The sequence below is a fragment of the Agromyces solani genome, from assembly GCF_058349925.1.
This window is the reverse complement of record NZ_JBYRER010000001.1, coordinates 1,404,842-1,424,581: the sequence shown is the minus strand read 5'-3', so window position 1 is coordinate 1,424,581 and position 19,740 is coordinate 1,404,842. Positions and strand designations below refer to the sequence as shown.

The following is a 19,740-nucleotide window of genomic DNA, read 5'->3' as shown; positions in this document are numbered from 1 at the left end:
CGGTCGGAACGTGACCACCGCTACCCCGCTCGCCGGCCGCATCCCCGTGACGCGGCTCACTCCGGCCGTGCCCGATCCCCGCTGGCTTCCGAAGGCGTTCGAGGGCGAGATCGTGCCGTTCCGCGCGACGGTGTTCCGCGAGGGGCACGACCGGGTCGGCGCGACGCTCGTCGTCACGAGCCCGTCCGGCGTCGTGCACCGGCAGCGCATGGTCGCGCTCGCCCCGGGCACCGACCGCTGGGAGGCGCTCGTACGGCTCGACGAGCTCGGCGAATGGCGCTGGCACGTCACCGGTTTCGACGATGAGATCGCCACCTGGCGGCACGACGCCGCGGTCAAGATCGACGCCGGCGTCGACGTCGAGCTGATGTACGAAATCGGCGCGCGGCTCATCGACCGCGCCGCGCGAGAGACCTCCCGCCCCCGTGCCGTGCGGAAGCGCCTCACGGCCCTCGCCGACGCGCTCCGCGACCGCGAGGCATCCCCGGACGAACGGCGCGCCCTCGTCGATGCGCCCGTCCTCGAGGAGTTCCACGACCGACCGCTCGCACGCCTCGCGAGCGACTCCGCCGAGCAGCGCCTGCTCGTCGAACGCCGCCGGGCCGGCGTCGGCGCCTGGTACGAGTTCTTCCCGCGTTCGGAGGGGGCGAAGCGCCGGAAGGACGGCACCTGGAGGAGCGGCACCTTCCGCAGCGCGCAGAAGCGCCTCGACGGCGTCGCCGCGATGGGCTTCGACGTCGTGTACCTGCCGCCGATCCACCCCATCGGCGTGACGAACCGCAAGGGTCCCAACAACACCCTCGAACCGGGCCCCGGCGACCCCGGCTCCCCGTGGGCGATCGGCGGCCCGCTGAAGGACGGCAGCCCCGGCGGGCACGACGCCGTGCACCCCGATCTCGGAACCCTCGCGGACTTCCGCGCCTTCGTGCGCCGTGCGAACGACCTCGGCATCGAGGTCGCGCTCGACCTCGCGCTGCAGGCCTCGCCCGACCACCCCTGGGTCGCCGCGCATCCCGAGTGGTTCACCGTCCTGCCCGACGGCACCATCCGCTACGCCGAGAACCCGCCGAAGAAGTACCAGGACATCTACCCCGTCAACTTCGACGACGACCCCGAGGGCATCTTCGACGAGGTGCTGCGCATCGTGCACCACTGGATGAAGCAGGGCGTCCGCATCTTCCGCGTCGACAACCCCCACACGAAGCCGCTCGCATTCTGGGAGCGGCTCATCGCCACGGTGAACGCCGACGACCCGGGCGTCGTCTTCCTCGCGGAGGCGTTCACCCGGCCCGCGATGATGCAGGCCCTCGCGATGGCGGGGTTCCAGCAGTCGTACTCGTACTTCACGTGGCGCAACACGAAGGCCGAGCTCGAGGAGTTCCTCACCTCCGTGTCGCAGGAGACCGCGGATTTCATGCGGCCGAACCTCTTCGTGAACACCCCGGACATCCTCACCGAGTACCTGCAGTTCGGCGGGCCGGCCGCGTTCACGGTGCGCGCCACGATCGCGGCGACGGCGGCGCCGCTGTGGGGCGTCTACTCGGGCTTCGAGCTCTTCGAGTCCGTCGCGCGGCCGGGCGCCGAGGAGGCGATCGACAACGAGAAGTACGAGTACAAGCCCCGCGACTTCTCCGCCGCCGAGGCCGAGGGGCGCTCGCTCGCGCTGTACCTCGGCATTCTCAACCGCATCCGCGCGGAGCACCCGGCGCTGGGACAGCTCCGCAACATCCGGTTCCACGCGAGCGACGACGACTCGGTGCTCGTCTACTCGAAGCACCTCGACGGCCGGTTCACGGACGACGGCCTCGACGACACGATCATCGTCGTGGCCAACGTCGACCCCCACTCGGTGCGGGAGACGACCGTGCACCTCGACCTCGAGGCGATCGGGCTCGCGCCCGACGCACGGTTCCAGGTCGACGACCTCGTCACCGGCTCGCGCTGGGAGTGGGGCGCCTCGAACTACGTGCGGCTCGACGCGTTCACCCGCCCCGCGCACATCCTGCACGTGAGAAGAGGCCCGGATGCCTGACCTGCCCGACGCTCCCGTCGCCGCACCCCGCGTTCCCGACGACGTGCTCGCCGCCGTCGCCGAGGGCCGGCACAGCGATCCCCACTCGGTCCTCGGCCAGCACGGGTTCGACGCACCCCGCGAGCCCGGGCCGCTCACGACGATCCGGACGCTCCGGCCGCTCGCCGCGGGCGTCGACGCCGTGCTGGCCGACGGCACCACCCTGGCGCTCGAGCACGTCGGGCACGGCGTGTGGGCGGGCGCCGGCCGGTTCGGCCCGACCGACTACCTCATCGAGGCCCGATACGACGACGGCTCGGAGTGGACGGCCGACGATCCCTACCGGTTCGCCCCCACGATCGGCGAACTCGATCTGCACCTCATCGGCGAGGGGCGGCACGAGCAGCTCTGGAAGGTGCTCGGTGCGCGGTTCCGCGACCACTGGGGCGCTGCCGGGAGCGTCGCCGGCACGGCCTTCACCGTCTGGGCGCCGCACGCGCGCGCGGTTCGCGTCGTCGGCGCGTTCAACCGCTGGAACGGCGTCGGGCACGCGATGCGCAGCATGGGGGCGAGCGGCGTGTGGGAACTCTTCGTGCCCGACCTCGAACCGGGGGCGCTGTACAAGTTCGAGCTGCTCACGGCGACCGGCGACTGGATCATGAAGGCCGACCCGATGGCCCGCCGGGCCGAGGTCGCCCCCGCCACGGCGTCGATCGTCGACGACGGCCACTACGTATGGGGCGACGGCGAATGGCTCGATCGGCGAGCCGCCGAGAACGCGCACGAGCGCCCGATGTCGATCTACGAACTCCACCTCGGTTCCTGGCGGCCGGGCAGGGGCTACCGGGAGGTGGCCGACGAGCTCATCGAGTACCTCGACTGGCTCGGATACACCCACGTCGAGTTCCTGCCGCTCGCCGAGCACCCCTTCGGCGGGTCATGGGGCTACCAGGTGACCGGCTACTACGCCGCGACGAGCCGGTTCGGCTCCCCCGACGACCTCAGGTACCTCATCGACCGGCTGCACCGGGCGGGCATCGGCGTCATCATGGACTGGGTACCCGGCCACTTCCCGAAGGACGAATGGGCGCTCGCCCGCTTCGACGGGGAGCCGCTCTACGAGCACGCCGATCCGCGCCGCGGCGAGCAACAGGACTGGGGCACGCTCGTCTTCGACTTCGGCAACCCGCGGGTGCGCAACTTCCTCGTCGCGAACGCGCTGTTCTGGCTCGAGGAGTTCCACGTCGACGGCCTCCGGGTCGACGCCGTGGCATCCATGCTGTACCTCGACTACTCGCGTGCCGACGGCGAATGGCTGCCGAACGTCCACGGCGGCCGCGAGCACCTCGAGGCGATCGCCTTCCTGCAGGAGGCCACGGCGACCGCGTACAAGCGCAACCCCGGCATCGTCATGATCGCCGAGGAGTCGACCTCGTGGCCGGGCGTCACCGCACCCACCTCGTCGGGCGGGCTGGGCTTCGGGTACAAGTGGAACATGGGCTGGATGCACGACTCGCTCCAGTACATCCAGAACGACCCGCTGTATCGCTCGCATCACCACCACGAGCTCACGTTCTCGTTCCTCTACGCCTTCAGCGAGCACTTCATCCTGCCGATCTCGCACGACGAGGTCGTGCACGGCAAGGGCTCGCTCGTGCGCAAGATGCCGGGCGACCACTGGCAGCAGCTCGCGAACGCGCGCGCCTACCTCGCGTTCATGTGGGCGCATCCCGGCAAGCAGCTGCTGTTCATGGGCCAGGAGTTCGGCCAGCTCAGCGAGTGGAGCGAGGAACGCGGCCTCGACTGGTGGATCCTCGACCAGCCCTCGCACCGGCAGCTCGCCGAGTTCGTCGGCGCGCTCAACCGCCGCTACCGTGCGACCGCCGCGCTCTGGCAGCTCGACGACGACGCGGCGGGGTTCGAGTGGGTCGAGGGCGGCGCGGCGGCCGAGAACGTCGTCGCCTTCCTCCGGTACGACCGCGAGCGGCGGCCCCTGCTGTGCATCGTCAACTTCGCGGGAAACCCGCACGAACGCTTCCGGCTCGGCCTGCCGTTCACCGGACGGTGGCGCGAAGTGCTCAACTCGGATGCCTCGGAGTTCGGCGGCTCGGGAGTCGGCAACCTCGGCGGCGTCGATGCCGAGGACGTCCCCTGGGCGGGTCGTCCGGCGTCGGCGACGTTCAGGCTGCCGCCGCTCGCGGCCGTCTGGTTCGAGCTCGACGGGTAGGGGCGATCAGGGCGGCCGCGCGCGACCGCCCGTCAGTAGACGCGATCGCCCGTCAGTACAGGAGGCTCGCGAGTCGTCCCCGTGCCGCGGCGACCCGCGGATCGTCGCCGCCCACGACCTCGAACAGCTCGACGAGCCGCTCGCGGACGGTCTTGCGACCGTCGGCGTCGAGATCGGCGAACAGGGCCAGGAGGCGATCGAACGCGTCCTCGACGTGTCCGCCGGAGACGTCGAGGTCGGCGACGTCGAGCTGCGCGGCGAGGTCGTCGGGCGAGGCGGCCGCCGCGGCGCGGATCGAGTCGAGCGTCTTGCCCGACAGCCGCCCGAGCAGGTTCACCTGTGCGAGCCCCGCGACGGCGAGGGCATCGCGCGGGTCCTGGGCGATCGCCGTGCGGTACGCGGCGGCGGCGGCGTCGTAGTCGCGCCGCTCGATCGCGTCGTACGCCTCCTGGTGGAGCGGCGGCAGCGGCGGCTCGGCCGGCGCCTCGGCGACGCCCTCGTCGCCCGGCTCGATGCGGCCTGCGGCGCCGTGCTGGGCGCCCAGTTCGAGGAGCTGGTCGAACAGCTGGGAGATCACGTCGTCGGGCTGCTCGCCCGCGAACAGCGGCACCGGCTGGCCGGCCACGAGGGCGACGACCGTCGGCACCGACTGCACCTGGAGGGCCTGCACGAGCTGCGGGCTGCGATCGGCGTCGGCGGCCGCGAGCACGAGTCGGCCGTCACGAGCGCGGACGAGCCGCTCGAGCGCCGCGAGCAACTGCTGCGACGGCTCGCTCCACGTCGCCCAGATCGCGACGACGACGGGCAGCGTGCGCGAGAGCTCGAGGACTTCGCCGAATGCGGCGTCGTCCGTCTCGACGACGATGCGGTCGGTCGACGAGGGCGCATGCGCCCCGGTCGGCTGGGCGGCCGCCTGCTGACGCTGCACGAGCGACGTGAGGTCGACGGCTCCGCGCAGCGAGGCGCCGGACGGCGGAATCGGGTTCGTCATCTACTTGACCTCCGATGCTGAGACGAGGCTCTCGGACCAGCCGAGGAGCTGGATCTTCGCGGCGCCGTCGGCGGCGCCGACGCCGGGCACGTAGAACAGCAGTTGGATGCTGCTGGCGCGCTGGACGCCCTTCGCGCTCTGACCCGTGAAGCCCGACAGCGCCGCGGCGCTGCCGCCCTCCTGGAATCCGGTCGTCCCGCCGTCGTTCGGCACGCTCTTCTCGCCGCGGCGGACCTCGACCGACACGATGGCACCGGCGTCGATCGTGCCGAAGCCGATCGCGGGCGCCTTGCCGGCGGCGGTCGAGACGGTCAGGGTCGCCGTCGGGTTCGCCTTCTCGGCCTCGGACTTGCGCGCGGCGGCGTTGAGCGCCTCGTCGAGGTCAGACGCCTCGAGATCGAACATGGGGGCGAACTCGCTCTTGTCGCCGTTCTGGAGGATGTCGGCGTACGCCGCAGCCACCTCTCCGGTCGGCATGACGAGGCCCTTGAACTCGGGCGAGATCGGAGGAGCGCCGATCGAGGCGGGTGCGACCTCGGGGACGTCGGTGTCGGGCACGAGCGCCGTCTGGTACATCACGCGGTAGTTATCGCGCGGCGTCTCCTGCACGAGGACGAGCGCGGTCGGGGCGATCGTCTCGTCGTCGGCGTTCTTCGCGATCGTGAGCACGGTACGCGGCCAGCCGGTCGACTGCTGCGGGAGCGTCAAGGTCAGCGGCGACGCCGGGATGGCCGGCGGCAACGGGTGGTCGGGCAGCGTGCGCCGGATCTTGTAGTTGGCCTCACGGGCCGCCATCGCCGGCCCCGTGAAGCGCTCGGCGGCCTTCGCCGTCGCGCGTCCTTCGTCGACCTCGCTCGCGAACACCGCGATCCGGCGCATGATGCGCTCCATCTGCGGCACCGTGACGGCGGGCTCCACCACGGGCGCGGCCGGGTCGGGCTCGTCGGTCGCGACCGGCGTGGCTTCCGGCGTCGCCGGTGCGGTCGTGGCCGGAGCGTCGGAGCCCTCGAAGCTCGGCCAGTAGTCGGCCGAGCAGGCGCTCAGCGCGAGGGCCGGCACGAGGAGTGCCGGGACGATCGCGATGCGCTTGGCACGGCCGACCGAACGGCGGCCGCTCGTCAGCTGGTTGCGCTTGTTCGGCTTCGGCGCGCTCGGCAGCCGGCCGCGCGGCCCCTTGGGCAGGTTGCGGCGCGGGCCGCGCGAGCGGCGGTGGCGCACGAACCCGGACACGAGCAGGCCGATGCCGACGAGGAACACGAGCGCTCCGCCGACGATGAGCGGGCCGGCCCAGGGCGTCCGGGTGTCGCCCGGCCAGTCGAGGGCGACGCGGGCGGGCGCGGGGTTCACGCCGTCCGAGGCGATGAGCACGCTGATGCCCGCCGGAACGTCGATGGTCGTCGTCACGAACCGCTCACCGGTGAACTCGTCGAGCCAGAGGTCCGACCCCACCGGGGTCGCCGCGGCCAGCACCTCGGGATCGATCGGCTCGGAGGTCTCGTCGGCACCGGGCGTCGCCGGGGCGGTCGCCTCGGGCGCCGGAGTCTCGGTGGGCGCCGGAGTCTCGTCCGGGGCGTCGGGTTGCGGGTCGGCCACCGGCTCCGTCGTGACGACCTCGCTCACGAGCGCCTTCGTCTCGTCGTCGTAGTGCACCGACTGATACGGCGTCGGACCGAGCCAGGCGACCATGTCGGAGCTGCGCCCGTACGAGATGAAGATGGGACCGTCGCCGGAGACCGTGATCTCCTGCTTGCCCGGGTTGGCGGCGAGCGCGTCGGGCTCGACGACGGTGAACGCCGTCGCGCCGTCGGACTCGATCGCCATCGACGCGCGGTCGGGCTCCATGAACACCGTGCGCTGGGCGATGCCGAGCCCGATCATCACGGCCGCGGCGACGAACGCCACGATGGCGAAGACGAAGCGCACGAACTGACCTCCCAAGCCGCGAATGCGGCATCCGACACAGACATCCCACACTACCGGCTGAGTCTGGGAGTCGTCTGCTCGGACCCTGAACGACACGCGCCACCGAGGCATCCCGATGCCCCGTACAATCAGAACGATTCCCGCATGAGCCCCCACAAACGCGGGACACGACCCGGAGGAAGCATGGCCGTCGAAGAGACCGAGTTCACACAGGTGTTCCGCGGATACGACAAGGACGAGGTCGACAAGGCCATCAACGGCCTTCGTCGAGACATCATCGCCGCGAACACCCAGTCCGCGGACACGGTGAAGGAGAACAAGCGCCTGCTGGCCCGAATCGACGAGCTCACCGCCGAGCTCGAAGAAGTCGGCAGCCCCACCTTCTCGGGTCTCGGCACCAAGCTCGAGAACACCCTCCGCGTCGCCGAGGAGCAGTCGACCAGGCTCATCGCCCAGGCCGACATCGACGCCGAGAAGCTCCGCCGCGCCGCCGAGGACGAGGCGCACCTCATGCGCTCGGACGCGCAGGAGTTCGCCGAGCGCACGCTCGGCGAGGCCCGGGCGCAGGCCGCCCGCCTGCTCGAGAACGCGCGGTCCGAGGTCGACGACATGGTCGCCCGCGCGCACGAGACGAGCGAGCAGCTCCGCCAGGACGCGGCGCGCGACGCGGGCGCGATCCGCGGCGCCGTCGCGACGGAGACCGCCGAGCTCCGCTCGAGCGCGAAGCGCGAGTCGTCGGCCCTCATCTCCGCGGCCGAGCGCAAGGCCTCCGAGATCCTCCTGGCCGCGAACACCGAGGCGAGCGAGGCGCGCGCCACCGCCGCCGGCCTCACCCAGGAGACCGAGCAGACCCGCGCCGAGGTCGCCGTCGAGCTCGACCGTGCACGGGCCGAGCTCGCGAAGGAGACCGAGCAGGCCCGCATCGACCTGGCCCGCGAGACCGAGCAGTCGCGGCTCGACCTCGAGCGCGAGTCGGCCGAGGCCCGAGCCGCGATCGACGCCGAGATCGAGGAGCGCCGCGCCGCCCTCGTCCACGAGCTCGAGCAGGCGCGCACCGACCTCGACCGCGAGCTCTCGGCGAGTCGCGCCGAGCTCGCCGAGGAGCGCGAGCAGTCGAAGGTCGACCTCGAGCGCGAAGCCGAGTCGGCTCGCCTGAAGCTGCAGCACGAACTCGAGCGCATCCGGGCGAAGCACGCCGCGGACCTCGACCAGATGCGCGCCGACCTCGCGCTCGAGCAGGAGCAGGCCCGGGCCGACTTCGAGGCCGAGTCGGAGCAGGCGCGGATCGACCTCGACAACCAGCTCACCGCGATGCGCAAGAAGACGACCCACGAGGTCAACCGCATGCGGCGCGAGATCGAGAAGGGTCGGCTCGACCTCGAGTCCGAGCTCACCGCCAAGCGCGACGAGGCCGAGCAGGAGCTGCTCGCCGCCCACCAGGAGGCGGTGGCCCAGACGCAGAAGTTCCTCGACGACGCGAACGCCGAGCTCGCCGAGACGGCCGCACGCACGGCGGAGAGCCGCGCCGAGTCCGAGCGGCTCGAGACCGAGGCCCGCTCGGCGATCTCCGGCATCCGCGAGAAGGCCGAGCAGGAGGCGTCGGACCGCATCGCCGCGGCCCACGACCAGGCGCGCAAGCTCATCGCCGACGCGGAGGAGCGCACGCGTGCGCTCGTCGCCGACGCCGAAGACCGGCTCTCGCAGATTAGGATCGAGCGCGACGCGGTCGCGGGCTACTTCGAGAGCCTGCGCGGTGTGCTGACGCAGGCCGAGCAGATCGCCGCCGACACGAAGTAGTCCGGAAGGGGCGCGGTGGTTCCGTGAAGATCCTCAACGCGTTCCGCATCGGCCTCGTCGGCACCCTCGGTGTCGGCGTCGGCCTGTTCATCCTGACCTCGATCGTGAGTCTCTCGACGATCATCACCTACATCGGAGCAGCGCTCTTCCTGGCCCTCGGCCTCGACCCGGCGATCAGCTGGCTCGAGCGCCGAGGGCTTCCGCGTTGGGCCGCGATCCTCATCGTGATGAGCGGGGTCGGCATCATCGTCGCCGCGCTCGTGCTCGCCGTCGTGCCGATCATCGTCGAACAGATCGGCGACCTCGTCGAGGAGATCCCGCGGATCATCGAACAGGTCAACTCGCAGGACTGGCTCGCGGTCCTGCAGGAGCAGTTCCCGCAGTTGCAGGTCGAGGAGATCAACGCGCAGGTCACCGCCGCGCTCACCGACTTCTTCACCAACCCGGACAAGCTCTCCGAGCTCGCGGGCGGGGTGCTGCAGGTCGCGTTCGCGATCGGATCGGGCGTGTTCGCGGTCGTGATCGTGTTCATCCTGATGCTCTACTTCGCCGCCTCGCTCAACGCGATGAAGCGCGCCACCTACCAGCTCGTACCCGCCTCGCGTCGCGCGCGATTCGCCGATCTCACCGAGCAGATCACGCAATCGGTCGGCCGCTACGTGCTCGGCCAGGTCTCGCTCGCGGCGGTCAACGGCGTGCTGAGCTTCATCTACCTGTCGATCATCCAGGCGCCGTTCCCGGCCGTGCTCGCCTTCCTCGCGTTCATGTTCTCGCTCGTTCCGCTCGTCGGTACGCTCACGGGCTCGATCGTCATCGTGCTCATCTGCCTGATCCCCGGCCTCGGTTCGCCGCTCACCGCCCTCGCGGCGGCGATCTACTACATCGTCTACATGCAGGTCGAGGCGTACATCCTGAGCCCGCGCATCATGCACCGCGCGGTCAAGGTACCCGGTGCGCTCGTCGTGATCGCGGCCCTCGCCGGCGGCGCGCTCGGGGGCATCCTCGGCGCGCTCGTCGCCATCCCGGTCGCTGCGGCGATCCTGCTCATCATCAAGCAAGTGGTCATTCCACGCCAGAACGAACGCTGACCGGCGCCGAGCGCCCCCACCGCGGCCCGCGGGCGAGCGGGGTCAGCCCGCGTTCGAACCGTGGCCCGGTGCGGGCCAGTGGGTCGGCAGGGGCGACGCCGCCGGGTTCACGGCCGCGACGATCTCGTCGAGCACCCGCCGGGTCTGGGTCTCCCCCACCCACAGGTGGCGTCCGCCGGCGACGTCGATGCGCCGAAGCCGCGGCAATCCGGCGAACCGCTCGGCCGCCTCGGCCGGGCGGAGGTAGTCGTCGTGCTCGGGGATCAGCGCGACGAGCGCGGGGCCCGCGGCCGACCACCTGGCGAGCTCGGCATCGCTCGTGCGGTGCAGCGGGGGCGACAGCAGGACGGCGCCGTCGATGCCGTGCTCGAGGCCGTACTTGAGCGCCAACTCCGTGCCGAACGACCACCCGACGAGCCAGGGATGCGGCAGCCCCCGCTCCTCGACGAACGACATCGCCGCGGCGACGTCCGCTCGTTCGGCGACGCCTTCGCCGAACTCCCCCTCGCTGCGTCCGCGAGGCGACGCCGTCCCGCGGGTGTTGAAGCGCAGCACCGCGAGGTCGGCGAGCGCCGGCAGCCGAGCGGCCGCCTTGCGCAGGATGTGCGAGTCCATGAACCCGCCGGCGGTCGGCAGCGGGTGCAGCGTCACGAGGGTCGCGACGGGCTCCCGGTCGAGCGGCATCGCCAGTTCGCCCACGAGCCGCAGCCCGTCGGCCGTGCGGAGCTCGATCTCCTCGCGGCGTGCCGGGAGTTCGACTCCGGCGCGGATCTCGATCGGTTCGGTCGTCTCGCTCACCGCGCGCCCATCCTCCAGCAGTGCGTATGCCAATGCCGCCGCGACGCGAGGTCGGCGGCGTCGCCGAGCACGCCGTCGGCCCGCCAGGCGACGAGGTGCGCCACGCCGGGAGCCACCTCGAGTCCGCAGCCCGGGCAGACGTAGGCCTTCACGGCCTGCGCCTCCGACACGGGCTGCACGTTCCATTCCCGGCCGGCGTGAACCTCCGTACGACGCCATCCGGCGGTCAGCCGCTCGACGTCGAGCTCGGGGTGCGCCTCGCGTGCACGGGCCGCCCGAGACCGGGGTCGATTCGAGCGTGCCATGGGTTCAAGTCTAGGGCGGGCCGGTGCGTCGAGCGCACCGTCAAGCGACGCCGCACGTCCGCCGGCCGGATGCCTCGGCCGCGGGCCGGGCTCAGTACCAGCCGACCGACTCGGAGTGGCCCCACGCGCCGCACGGCGTGCCGTAGCGACCGGACACGTAGCCGAGCCCCCACTCGATCTGGGTGGCCGCGTTCGTCTCCCAGTCGGCGCCGGCCGTCGCCATCTTCGATCCGGGCAGCGCCTGCGGGATGCCGTACGCGCCGCTCGACGCGTTGTAGGCGTTGACCCGCCAGCCGGACTCCTTGTTCCACAGGGCCACGAGGCAGTCGAACTCCGACGACGGCCAACCGCGTGCGGCGACCGCGCCCGCGGCGTACGCCTGCGCCGAACCCGGGTCGGGGGTGACGGCGGGCGGCGCCCAGCCCGCACCCGACGATGCGGGCTCGATCACCGGCTCGGGCTTCTCCTCGACGACGTACTGCTCGTGTCCGCCGACGGTGACCTCGTAGTCCCCGCTCGCGACGACGGACTGCGCGGACTCTCCGCCGAAGCGGGCGCCCTGCGCGAAATCGGGCGACGCCGTCGCCCCGGAGTACGGGTCGACGATGTTGACGAGCACGAAGCTCACCGAGGCGAGGAACGCGAACACGACGGTCGCCGCCTGCTTGACGGGCCCACGGGTGCTTCTGGGAACGGTCGACGGCGACGGCTGCGCCGCGTCGCCCGATCCTGCATGCCTACCCACGATTCGTCGAGTGTAGCGGAGCGATGCGCCGTCGGGCCAATGCCGCGCCCGAGCTCATCGGACCGCCAGCATGACGTCGACGACGGCGTCGAGTACGAGATCGACCTGCGCCTCGCGATAGCCGCCCCGCTGGGTGGCGAAGACGACGGATCGGACATCGTCGACGGATATCGGCCAGCCGTCGCGGAAGTACCGGGTGAGCTTGTCAGCGAACTTGTCGACCTCGCGGACGCTGTACCCGAGCACGAGCGGGTTCATCCGTTCGAAGCGCTGCCCCTCGGGTCGTGCGAGCCGGTTGGAGACGACCTGGGCGGTCAGTCTGGCCTCGCGGAGCCACGCCTCGTCGCCGTGCAGGCGCGCGGCGTCCTGGCGCTCCTGGGCCGCGAACGCGTCCTCCAGCCGGGCGAGGGCGGCGTCGACGTGCTCCGTCGAGTACCCGCCCTTCTGCATGGCGAACGCCGTCAGCCTGATGCGTTCGCTCGTCATCGGCTCGTCGTCGGGCTCAGCGGTGCCGTCGTAGGCGCGGCGGGCGAGCTTCAGGAACTCCTCGACCTCTTCGATCTTGTAGCCGAGTCGGGGCTTCCTGGCGCGCGGGAACGTCGAATCCACTGCACCAGTATCGCGCACGGTCACCCGAAGAGCCGGAACGCCACGAACGCGACGGCGGCCGACGGCAGGATGGAATCCAGCCGGTCGAGGAACCCGCCGTGACCCGGCAGCCAGGAGCTCATGTCCTTGATGCCGATGTCCCGCTTGATGAGCGACTCGACGAGGTCGCCGAGCGTCGCGGTGAGGAAGATCGCGCCGCCGAAGACGAGGCCGAACCACCACGGCTCGCCGAGCATGAACAGCGCGAGCAGGACGCCCGCGACGAGGCTCGCGGCCGCACCGCCCGCGAATCCCTCCCACGTCTTCTTCGGGCTGATGACGGGCGCCATCTTGTGCTTGCCGAACATGAGGCCGAACGCGTACGCGCCGGTGTCGGCGGCGACCGCGGCGACGATGAACGCGAGGGTCCACCACTGGCCGCCGTCGGCGGCGACGAGCACCACCGTGAACGTCGCGAGGAACGTCACGTAGCCCTGGACGAACGCGCCCGCGGAGAGGTCGCGCAGGAGCGCCCGCCCACCGGCGCGCCGCGACGGCAGCAGTTGCTCGGCGAGGCGCCACACGGTGACGATCGCGACGCCCGCGACGACCGCGAGCAGTTGGCCGCCCGCTCCCCCGTAATAGGCGATCGGAACCGCGGCGACGGCCACGGCGACGGCCGGCACGCGCGGCACGTGGATCTCGGCATGGCGGAGCGCCTGCGCGAGTTCGTAGCACGCGAAGCCCGCGAGCACGACGGCGAAGAGCATGAAGAGCTCTTTGACGACGAGCAGGCTGAGCAGCAGTGCACCGCCGAACACGAGCCCGATCAGGATCGCGACGATGAGGTTGCGGCCCGTCCGCGCCTTGATGCGCTCCTGCGCTTCATCGAACTGCGCCTTGGATGCCTCGAACTGACGCTCGAGGTCGGCCTTGCGCGCGTTGACCTGCTGGCGGAACTCGTCGCGCGCGGTCCGTTCGTGCCCCCCGGCGTCCGACTGACCCTCTTCTGGGACGCCTGACATGGCCCTCCCTCAGACCCCGAGCCCTCAGACCTCGAGGAGCTCGGCTTCCTTGCGCTTAAGCGCCTCGTCGATCGCGTCGACGTTCGTCTTCGTGATCTGCTCGAGCTCCTTCTCGCCGCGTGCCACCTCGTCGTCGCCGACCTCGCCCTTGAGTGCGTCGAGGTCGTCCTTGGCCTTGCGGCGGATGTTGCGGACCGAGACCTTGGCGTCCTCGGCCTTCGAGCGCACGATCTTCACGAACTCCTTGCGGCGCTCCTCGGTCAGCTCGGGCAGGGTCACCCGGATGAGGTTGCCGTCGTTCGACGGATTGGCGCCGAGGTTCGGGGTGTCGCGGATCGCCTGCTCGATGTCCTTCAGCGCGCCCTTGTCGTAGGGCGTCACGACGAGCGTGCGGGCCTCGGGGTTCTGCAGCGACGCGAGCTGCGCGAGCGGCGTCGGGGTGCCGTAGTAGCTCACCATGATCTTCTGGAAGAGCTGGGGGTTCGCCCGACCCGTGCGCACGGTGGCGAAGTCGTCCTTGGCGACTTCGACCGCCTTCTGCATGCGTGCGGTGGCATCGGAAAGTACATCCGCGATCACGGGAACTCCTTTACGGTTCGCTACTCGAGCCAGTCTATCGACTGACCTGCTCCACGCCGTCGCCACGATGGCGCCGGGGTCGGCGCCGCGGGGCCGCGGCGATGACCTTCTACGGGGCGACCGGCTCGACGCCGTTGCTCACGACGGTGCCGAGGTCGGCGCCGAGGATGGCGGCGGTCACGTTGCCGGCCGGCTCCATGCCGAACACCTGCATCGGCATGCCGTTGTCCATGCAGAGGCTGAACGCCGTCGAGTCGACGACCTTGAGCCCGCGCTGCAGCGCCTCCTGGTAGCTGATGCGATCGATCTTGGTCGCGTCGGGGTTGGTGCGCGGATCGTCGGAGTAGACGCCGTCGACGCCGTTCTTCGCGACGAGCACGACATCGGCGTCGATCTCGAGTGCGCGCTGCGCCGCCACCGTGTCGGTCGAGAAGTACGGGAGACCGGCACCCGCGCCGAAGATGACGACGCGGCCCTTCTCGAGGTGACGCTCGGCGCGGCGCGGGATGTAGGGCTCGGCCACCTGGGTCATCGAGATCGCGGACTGCACACGCGTCTCGGCACCGGCCTGTTCGAGGAAGTCCTGCAGCGCGAGCGAGTTCATGACGGTGCCGAGCATGCCCATGTAGTCGGCCCGGCCGCGGTCCATGCCGCGCTGGCTGAGTTCGGCGCCGCGGAAGAAGTTGCCACCGCCGACCACGATCGCGACCTCGACCGTCTGGGCCGCGTCCGCGATCTCGCGCGCGAGCGCGCTCACGACGTCGGGGTTGACCCCGAGGGCCCCACCGCCGAACGCCTCTCCCGAGAGCTTCAGCATCACCCTGCGCTTGCGTTCCGTCATCCCGGCCCGTCCTTCCGTCACCCGTGTCAAAACTAGTGCTTCGCCCCGCCGGTGCACAGCATCCGTCGTGGCGCGCGGCGCCGCGGCGTCCGAGGACGTCAGCGGCGAAGCATCCGCGCATGGAAAAGGGAGTCCGGATCGACTGAACGATCCGGACTCCCTCACCTCGGCGTTACGCCGTGGCCTTGAACCGGGCGAACGCGGTCACGGTGAGACCGGCGTCCTCCAGGACCTTCTTGACCTGCTGCTTGTCGTCGCGGGCGTAGCCCTGCTCGAGGAGCACGATCTGCTTGAAGAAGCCGGTGAGACGGCCGTCGACGATCTTCTCGAGCATCGCCTCGGGCTTGCCCTCGTTGCGGCTGATCTCGGTGACGATGTCGCGCTCCTTCTCGACGAGCTCGGCCGGCACGTCCTCACGGGTGAGGTACTGCGGGTCGAACATCGCGATGTGCTGCGCGACGGCGCGAGCCGTCTCGGCGTCGGCGCCCGTGTAGGCGACGAGGACGCCGATCTGCGGCGGCAGGTCCTTCGAGGTCTTGTGCAGGTAGACCGCGAACTCGTCGCCCGAGAGGGTGACGGCCTTCGCGAGCTCGACCTTCTCGCCGAGCGTGGCGGCCTGCTCGTCGATGACCTCGGCGACGGTCTTGCCGTCGACGGGCGCCGCGAGGGCGGCCGCGACATCGGCAGCACCGGCAGCGGCGACCGCGTCGAGCACCTTGTCGGCGAGGGCGATGAACTTGTCGTTCTTCGCGACGAAGTCCGTCTCGCAGGCGAGCTGGATCATCGTGTAGCCGGCGGGCGACTCCTTGGCTGCGACCAGGCCTTCGCTCGTCGAGCGGTCGGCGCGCTTCGCGTTGCCCTTGGCACCCTTCAGGCGCAGGATCTCGGTGGCCTTCTCGAGGTCGCCGTCGGCCTCCTCGAGCGCCTTCTTCGTGTCGACCATGCCCGTGCCGAGCTGCTCGCGCAGGGCCTTGATGTCAGCGATGCTGATTGCCATGTCTGGCTGTCTCCTTCGGGGACTTATTCGGCGGGGGTGGCGGCGGCCTCGGCGGCCTCGGCGTCGGCGGCCGACTCCGTCGCGGCGACCTCGGTCGCGGCCTCGTCGACGACCTCGGCGGCCTCGGCCTTGGCCTCGGCCTCGGTCTCGGCGGTCTTCTCGGTCGCGGCGCCCTGCTGGAGGAGCTCCTGCTCCCACTCGGCGAGCGGCTCGACGGCCGAGACGTTGCCCTCGGCCTCGGGCTTCTGGTGGCGCTCGATGAGGCCCTCGGCCGCGGCGTCGGCGATGATGCGGGTGAGCAGGCTCACCGAGCGGATCGCGTCGTCGTTGCCCGGGATCGGGTACTGGACCTCGTCGGGGTCGCAGTTGGTGTCGAGGATGCCGATGACGGGGATGCCGAGCTTCTTGGCCTCGTCGATCGCGAGGTGCTCCTTCTTGGTGTCGACCACCCAGAGGGCCGACGGCGTCTTCGACAGGTTGCGGATGCCGCCGAGCGACTTGTGCAGCTTGTCGAGCTCGCGCTTCTTGATGAGCAGTTCCTTCTTGGTGAAGCCGCTCGTGGTGCCCTCGAAGTCGAGTTCCTCGAGCTCCTTCATGCGCGCGAGGCGCTTGGAGACCGTGGTGAAGTTGGTGAGGAGGCCGCCGAGCCAGCGCTGGTTCACGTAGGGCTGGCCGACGCGCGTCGCCTGCTCGGCGATCGACTCCTGGGCCTGCTTCTTGGTGCCGACGAAGAGGATGGTGCCGCCGTGGGCGACCGTCTCCTTGACGAAGTCGTAGGCCTTGTCGATGTAGGCGAGCGACTGCTGCAGGTCGATGATGTAGATGCCCGAGCGCTCGGTGAAGATGAAGCGCTTCATCTTCGGGTTCCAGCGGCGGGTCTGGTGCCCGAAGTGCACGCCGCTGTCGAGCAGCTGGCGAATGGTGACGACGGCCATGAGCCGTTCTCCTTCTGTTCTCAGTTGTCGCAACCGGCCGGCGGCCGGGAGCCCTGGTGCCCGGCACGGCTCCGCCGGTCGCGCTCTCGAGAGCGGGTCGGACTGAGTGGAGTCGGTTGCCGAATGGGCACGCGTAGTCACCTCGACGTGCGAGGCGCTCCGGACACTCTACCATCGGCACTCGTCCTCCCCAACCGCGCGCGGCGTCCCGTAGCCCACCGTCGGCGTCGATGCGGGCGGGATGCCTCGTGGCCGATGCAGGATCGGCGGATGGATGACCTCGAACCTTCCCCCGCCGCCGCACCCCGCCGGCACTCCGCCCGCGCGGTCGGCGCACGGCGCGTCGCCGTCTTCGGCCTCCTCGCCGCGCTCGTCGCCGCGGCACCGTCCGCGGCGACCGCATTCGAGATCGCGGCTCCCCCGCAGCGGGCGTCTACCGCGATGCCGCTCCCGCTCCAATGGGTCTGGCCGACGCCGGCACCCATCCGCGTCGTGGGTGCGTTCCGCGCTCCGCCGACGCCGTACGCGGCCGGACACCGGGGCATCGACCTCGCGGTCGAGCCCGGCGCGACCGTGGTCGCCGCGCAATCCGGTACGGTCCGATTCGCGGGCATGGTCGCCGGCCGCGGTGTCGTGTCCATCGACCACGGCGGCGGGGTGATCAGCTCGATCGAGCCGGTCGACGCGCTCGTCCGGAATGGCGACGTGCTCGGGGCCGGCGACACGATCGGCACGGTCGACCGCGGCGGGCATTGCCCCGGCGACTGCGTGCACTTCGGCATCCGCGTCGACGGCGAGTACGTCTCGCCGTTCCTGTACTTCGGCGGACTGCCGCGTTCGGTGCTCCTGCCGCTCGAGTGACCCGCCCTCATGCCCGCGGGTGCGCGGTGCGGTAGCTCTCCTTCAGCCGCTCGGCCGAGACGTGCGTGTAGATCTGGGTCGTGCCGAGGCTCGCGTGTCCGAGGAACTCCTGCACGGCGCGCAGGTCGGCGCCCCCGTCGAGCAGGTGCGTCGCCGCCGTGTGCCGGAAGGTGTGCGGTCCGCTCGGACCCGAACCCGGGATCCCGGCGAGCACGTCGGCGACGAGGCGGTACACGCTCCGGGTGCCCATCCGAGCCCCGCGGGAGCCCACGAAGACGGCGTCGGTCGGCGGAACCGGCTTCGCCGGGGCCTGCGCCGACGGGCGGGCGCTCCGCTCGGCGGCCGCGGCGACGATCGCCTCGCGCGCCGTGTCGAGATAGCGATCGAGGGCGCGCGCAGCCGGCGCCCCGTACGGCACCACGCGTTCCTTCGAGCCCTTGCCGAGCACCCGGACCGTACGACGCCGACGGTCCAGGTCGACGCGGTCGATGCCGACGAGCTCGGAGACCCGGAGCGCCGAGGCGTAGAGGAGCTCGGTGATCGCGACGTCTCGCGCCGCGATCGGATCACCGGTGGTCGCCGCCTTGGCTTCGAGCGCGGCGAGCGCCTCCGCGAGGGCGGGCGCGGTCACCACACGGGGCAGGGCGCGCTGTGCGCGCGGCGCACGGAGGCGGACACCGGGATCGGCGGCGAGCTCGCCCCGCCGGGTGAGCCAGGCGGTCAGTCCCCTGGCGGATGCCGCGCGACGCGCGATGCTCGAACGCGCGAGCCCTCGCTCGGTCGACGCCCACAGCCAGTCGCGCAGCAGCGCGAGGTCGAGATCGCGGACGTCCTCGACCCCCTGCGTCTCCGCGAAGGCGGTCAGGTCGACGAGATCGGATCGGTATGCCGCGATCGTGTGCTCGGAGTAGCCCCGCTCGGTCCGCACGTGACCGAGGTAGTCGTCGACGACCCGGTCGAGGTTCACGGCGACGGCTTGCGGGAGAACCGGTCGACCCGCCCCGTCGGGTCGAGGGCCTCGAGCTCGGCGAGGTAGGCCTCGTCGAACCGGGTCACCACGGGACCCGGCGCGAGGGGCACGACCGAGGTGGTCACCGAGTCCTCGAACAGGTGCACGAGCGAGAAGGAACGGCCGCCGTCGACGCCGACCAGCTCGCGGGGCGGCGCCGAGAGATCCATCGTGTAGGCGGTCGCACCCGCGACGGCCACGGGCACGCCCGCGAACGACCCCTGCGTCGGGTAGTGCAGGTGGCCGCCGAGGATCAGCCGGACGTCGCTGCCGCGGACGACCTCGGCGAACCGCGCCTGCCCGCGTAGCTCGAGCACGTCCATGAGGGCGAGCGGCGTCGGGATCGGCGCGTGGTGCAGGGCGAGCACGCTGCCCCGCGGGGCGGGGGTCGCGAGCACGTCGTCGAGCCAGGCCAGCGCCGAGTCGTCCAGCTCGCCGTGATGATAGCCGGGCACGCTCGAATCGAGCGCGACGATGCGGAGCCCGTCGACGTCGTGCACGCGGTGCACGGGATCGTCGGCGGGCGGTTCACCGAGAAGCTCGGTGCGGAACGGAGCCCGCTCGTCGTGATTGCCCATCACCCAGACCAGACGCGCACCCGTCGCGTCGGCGAGCGGCTCGAGCGCCGCCCGCGCACGGGTGTACGCGTCGACCTCGCCGAGATCGGCGACGTCGCCGGTGACGACGATCGCATCGAGGTTCGTGCCGAGGCGGCGCAACTGCGCGGCGGCCTGTGCGAGCGCACCCTCGGTGTCGGCGACCCCGCCCAACGGCGCACCGCCCGCCAGCAGGTGCGTGTCGCTCACGTGCGCGATGACGGCCTGCGCGGCCGGATACATGCCGAGTCGTGGGTACACGGAGCCTCCTCGCGGCCAGCCTAGACGCGTGCCCCGACACCCGCGCGGACGATCGCGGGCGCGCCGGACGACTCCTCCTCGACAGGTTCCGCGACCCCTCCTCGACAGCCGCCGAGGCGCGCCGTTCGTCGGTCCCACGGCCTGCACGGGGCCATGGGCGCGT

The 19,740-nt window shown here is 71.3% G+C and carries 18 protein-coding genes; 5 read left to right on the top strand and 13 right to left on the bottom strand.

Annotated features, from left to right (window positions below; all coding sequences use genetic code 11):
• Nucleotides 1–10: 10 nt before the first annotated feature.
• Nucleotides 11–2,032: an alpha-1,4-glucan--maltose-1-phosphate maltosyltransferase gene (locus tag AC3RJ7_RS06525; protein WP_491454990.1), complete on the top strand. Its 2,022-nt coding sequence runs from the start codon at nucleotides 11–13 to the stop codon at nucleotides 2,030–2,032.
• Nucleotides 2,025–4,238: a 1,4-alpha-glucan branching protein GlgB gene (gene glgB / locus AC3RJ7_RS06520; RefSeq protein WP_491454989.1), complete on the top strand. Its 2,214-nt coding sequence runs from the start codon at nucleotides 2,025–2,027 to the stop codon at nucleotides 4,236–4,238. Before AC3RJ7_RS06525 ends, glgB begins: the two co-directional genes overlap by 8 nt.
• Before the next feature lie 52 nt (nucleotides 4,239–4,290).
• On the opposite strand, the gene AC3RJ7_RS06515 is transcribed toward glgB, so the two are convergent.
• Together AC3RJ7_RS06515 and AC3RJ7_RS06510 are read right to left on the bottom strand one after the other, a co-directional pair.
• Nucleotides 4,291–5,229, bottom strand: coding sequence for a co-chaperone YbbN (locus AC3RJ7_RS06515; protein WP_491454988.1), 939 nt, complete (start codon nucleotides 5,227–5,229; stop codon nucleotides 4,291–4,293).
• The gene (locus AC3RJ7_RS06510; RefSeq protein WP_491454987.1) at nucleotides 5,230–7,167 is read right to left on the bottom strand and encodes a DUF8094 domain-containing protein; all 1,938 of its coding nucleotides are present in this window, start codon (nucleotides 7,165–7,167) and stop codon (nucleotides 5,230–5,232) included.
• A gap of 168 nt (nucleotides 7,168–7,335) precedes the next feature.
• On the opposite strand from AC3RJ7_RS06510, the gene AC3RJ7_RS06505 reads away from it, so the two are divergent.
• On the top strand, nucleotides 7,336–8,949 hold the full coding sequence (locus AC3RJ7_RS06505; protein WP_491454986.1) for a DivIVA domain-containing protein: 1,614 nt from the start codon (nucleotides 7,336–7,338) through the stop codon (nucleotides 8,947–8,949).
• A 23-nt stretch (nucleotides 8,950–8,972) separates the two neighbouring features.
• A complete protein-coding gene (locus tag AC3RJ7_RS06500; RefSeq protein WP_491454985.1) occupies nucleotides 8,973–10,037 on the top strand; it encodes an AI-2E family transporter in 1,065 nt (354 codons plus the stop codon).
• 42 nt (nucleotides 10,038–10,079) lie between these two features.
• Here the strand turns inward: AC3RJ7_RS06500 and AC3RJ7_RS06495 are convergent, their stop codons facing one another.
• From AC3RJ7_RS06495 to rpsB, 9 genes are all read right to left on the bottom strand, one after another.
• Nucleotides 10,080–10,814, bottom strand: a complete 735-nt coding sequence (locus AC3RJ7_RS06495; protein WP_491455241.1) for an alpha/beta hydrolase — start codon at nucleotides 10,812–10,814, stop codon at nucleotides 10,080–10,082.
• A gap of 17 nt (nucleotides 10,815–10,831) precedes the next feature.
• The gene (locus AC3RJ7_RS06490) at nucleotides 10,832–11,140 is read right to left on the bottom strand and encodes an Rv1322 family protein (RefSeq protein WP_491454984.1); all 309 of its coding nucleotides are present in this window, start codon (nucleotides 11,138–11,140) and stop codon (nucleotides 10,832–10,834) included.
• 91 nt (nucleotides 11,141–11,231) lie between these two features.
• A complete protein-coding gene (locus tag AC3RJ7_RS06485; protein WP_491454983.1) occupies nucleotides 11,232–11,885 on the bottom strand; it encodes an aggregation-promoting factor C-terminal-like domain-containing protein in 654 nt (217 codons plus the stop codon).
• A gap of 54 nt (nucleotides 11,886–11,939) precedes the next feature.
• A complete protein-coding gene (locus tag AC3RJ7_RS06480; protein ID WP_491454982.1) occupies nucleotides 11,940–12,494 on the bottom strand; it encodes a DivIVA domain-containing protein in 555 nt (184 codons plus the stop codon).
• A gap of 20 nt (nucleotides 12,495–12,514) precedes the next feature.
• Nucleotides 12,515–13,498: a phosphatidate cytidylyltransferase gene (locus AC3RJ7_RS06475; protein ID WP_491454981.1), complete on the bottom strand. Its 984-nt coding sequence runs from the start codon at nucleotides 13,496–13,498 to the stop codon at nucleotides 12,515–12,517.
• Nucleotides 13,499–13,522: 24 nt separating this feature from the next.
• Nucleotides 13,523–14,077 carry a ribosome recycling factor gene (gene frr, locus AC3RJ7_RS06470; protein ID WP_491427262.1) on the bottom strand — a complete coding sequence of 185 codons (555 nt, stop codon included), beginning with the start codon at nucleotides 14,075–14,077 and terminating at the stop codon, nucleotides 13,523–13,525.
• Nucleotides 14,078–14,186: 109 nt separating this feature from the next.
• Nucleotides 14,187–14,918: a UMP kinase gene (pyrH, locus tag AC3RJ7_RS06465; RefSeq protein ID WP_491454980.1), complete on the bottom strand. Its 732-nt coding sequence runs from the start codon at nucleotides 14,916–14,918 to the stop codon at nucleotides 14,187–14,189.
• Between the two features lie 172 nt (nucleotides 14,919–15,090).
• Nucleotides 15,091–15,915 carry a translation elongation factor Ts gene (gene tsf, locus AC3RJ7_RS06460; RefSeq protein ID WP_491454979.1) on the bottom strand — a complete coding sequence of 275 codons (825 nt, stop codon included), beginning with the start codon at nucleotides 15,913–15,915 and terminating at the stop codon, nucleotides 15,091–15,093.
• 23 nt (nucleotides 15,916–15,938) lie between these two features.
• Nucleotides 15,939–16,850 carry a 30S ribosomal protein S2 gene (gene rpsB / locus AC3RJ7_RS06455; RefSeq protein WP_491454978.1) on the bottom strand — a complete coding sequence of 304 codons (912 nt, stop codon included), beginning with the start codon at nucleotides 16,848–16,850 and terminating at the stop codon, nucleotides 15,939–15,941.
• 270 nt (nucleotides 16,851–17,120) lie between these two features.
• Here rpsB and AC3RJ7_RS06450 point away from each other — a divergent pair, with 270 nt between their 5' ends.
• Nucleotides 17,121–17,711, top strand: a complete 591-nt coding sequence (locus AC3RJ7_RS06450) for a murein hydrolase activator EnvC family protein (RefSeq protein ID WP_491454977.1) — start codon at nucleotides 17,121–17,123, stop codon at nucleotides 17,709–17,711.
• Nucleotides 17,712–17,718: 7 nt separating this feature from the next.
• Here the strand turns inward: AC3RJ7_RS06450 and AC3RJ7_RS06445 are convergent, their stop codons facing one another.
• Together AC3RJ7_RS06445 and AC3RJ7_RS06440 are read right to left on the bottom strand one after the other, a co-directional pair.
• Nucleotides 17,719–18,678: a tyrosine recombinase XerC gene (locus AC3RJ7_RS06445; protein ID WP_491454976.1), complete on the bottom strand. Its 960-nt coding sequence runs from the start codon at nucleotides 18,676–18,678 to the stop codon at nucleotides 17,719–17,721.
• Nucleotides 18,675–19,577 carry a metallophosphoesterase gene (locus AC3RJ7_RS06440; RefSeq protein ID WP_491454975.1) on the bottom strand — a complete coding sequence of 301 codons (903 nt, stop codon included), beginning with the start codon at nucleotides 19,575–19,577 and terminating at the stop codon, nucleotides 18,675–18,677. Before AC3RJ7_RS06440 ends, AC3RJ7_RS06445 begins: the two co-directional genes overlap by 4 nt.
• Between the last annotated feature and the right edge of the window lie 163 nt (nucleotides 19,578–19,740).